Raw genomic sequence first — 1,991 nt, 5'->3', positions numbered from 1 at the left:
GAGGACGGGGAGCCAACTGGGTGGAGATCGTGGCTAACGTTGAAACGACTTGATGCCGAAAAACCCTTTCATTCAATATGAAACGACGGTTTGTCGTATACATTTGCAGTTCCCACCTAAGGCCACTATTGGGACTTGAATCACGCATCGATCCTAAGACACGATCCCACGCTGTCGATGCTCGCGCCGTGTTCTGCGTTTGCCCTTGACCATAGAAAACGACTGGAGAAGACCAAATGAAGTTTTCACCCGCAAAGAAACTGGCCGTCCTGCTTGCATCGGGCGCGCTCATGATTGGCGCTATCACACCCGCCATGGCGCAAAGCGCCAGCGGCGCCTCTTCAAACGACAACACGACCGATACCGCCAAGCCCGCGCCGCCGCAGCAAGCCTCGACCACCAAGGAGCAACACAAGGAAGCGCGCAAAGAGGCACGCGCCAAGAAAAACGCGGAGCTGAAAAAACTGGAAGCAGCCGGCTATCAGCCGTCCAAGGACGATCCGAGCTATCCCAAGAACCTGGAGAACGCAGAGAAGAAGGCAGGCATTGGCGCGGCGGCTAGTCAGTAAGCTAGCATGAGGGCGCGCTGCAATAGCGCGTCCCTTTAAAGCGGCGCAGGAGACACGATGCACATCGATTGGCCGAGCATTCGCTCGGGGCACGCGAATACGCTCGACGGCGTCGTGGCCGAACTATCCGGCTGGATGACGCCGCTCGAACCCACTCACCAGGTTGACTACTTCTTGCTGACGGCGGACCCGCCCTGCTGTCCCGGTTGCGCGCCCGCCGATCCGTTCGCGAGCATTGAGGTTTACGCTGCCACGCCGGTTCGATTGCAAGACGGCCCGATCACCGTACGCGGACGCTTCCAGCGCCTGATCGACGATCCTGCGGGATGGCACTATCGGCTAGCCGATGCACACGCCATCGATCAAGATGGCGCGCCCTCCGGCAAACCCATTAGCCGCCGCGCGTTCCTTGCATTGAGCGCCGCGCTGGGTCTTGCTGCATGCGCCCGTGGCCGGTTCAGTAACTACGCAAGCGACGAAAGCGAAGCGTCGTCCGCACGCACCGTCGTGTGGAGTCCGAATGGTTCATTGACCATCGACATGCACAGCCACGCGGGGCGAGTGACCGTCTCCCGAAACCCTGCTATAGGGGCCGAGCGGCCTTTCGCGCCGCTCGCCGCGCCGATGCGCGCGGGCGGAATGAACGTGGCATGCCTCGCAATCGTCACCGATACGACCGTCACGCGCGTGTCGTCGGATCGCAAGCGTTTCGAGGCCTACCGCTCGCCCGCACCGGGCGAACTCTACGCGCTCGGGCTCACCGAATTCGCGCGTGTGCATACACTGATCGAACGTGAGCAACTGAGCGTGGTAACGAGTTCGGCTTCGCTGCAAGCGAACGGACAAACGGGACCGTGCGCGATCATCTCGGCGGAGGGCGGCGACTTTCTGGAAGGGCAACTGGATCGCGTCGACGAGGCGTACAGCCGATACCAATTGCGCCATCTGCAGCTCACGCATTATCGCGTCAACGAACTCGGCGATATCCAGACGGCGCCACCCGAACACGGCAGCTTGACGGATTTTGGCGCGCAAGTTGTGCGGCGCTGCAACCAGCTAGGTGTTGTCGTCGATGTCGCGCACGGCACATTCGATCTCGTCAAGCAGGCGGCGTCGGTATCGACGAAACCGCTCGTCCTCTCGCATAGCGCGCTCGCCACCCATCCTTCTACGCGCAGCCGCCGGATCAGCCCGGATCACGCTCGCGCCGTTGCCGAAACGGGTGGCGTGATCGGTATCTGGCCGAGTTCCGGCACCTTCAGCGATCTGCAGGACATGGCCGAGGGCGTCAAGCGCATGGCCGACGTGGTGGGCGTGGAGCATGTCGGGATGGGCACGGACCTGCTGGGTTTTATCTCGCCGCCGGTGTTCGGGAGTTATCGCCAGTTACCGGAATATGCAGGCCATCTCCTCGACACGGGA

2 protein-coding genes are annotated in these 1,991 nt (G+C 61.6%); both read left to right on the top strand.

The window, feature by feature from the left end; translation table 11 throughout:
• Positions 1 to 236: 236 nt before the first annotated feature.
• Positions 237 to 569, top strand: a complete 333-nt coding sequence (locus WCA53_RS30510; protein WP_423920227.1) for a DUF4148 domain-containing protein — start codon at positions 237 to 239, stop codon at positions 567 to 569.
• 57 nt (positions 570 to 626) lie between these two features.
• The coding region (locus WCA53_RS30505) for a dipeptidase (RefSeq protein WP_423920223.1) at positions 627 to 1,991 on the top strand (1,365 nt) is incomplete at its 3' end.

The organism is Caballeronia sp., from assembly GCF_049581465.1.
GTDB lineage: Bacteria > Pseudomonadota > Gammaproteobacteria > Burkholderiales > Burkholderiaceae > Caballeronia.
This window is presented reverse-complemented; position numbering and strand designations above follow the sequence as displayed.

Excerpts from the sequence above, each read along its gene's own strand:
- WCA53_RS30510 (WP_423920227.1), top strand. The coding sequence starts at position 237 with ATGAAGTTTTCACCCGCAAAGAAACTGGCCGTCCTGCTTGCATCGGGC.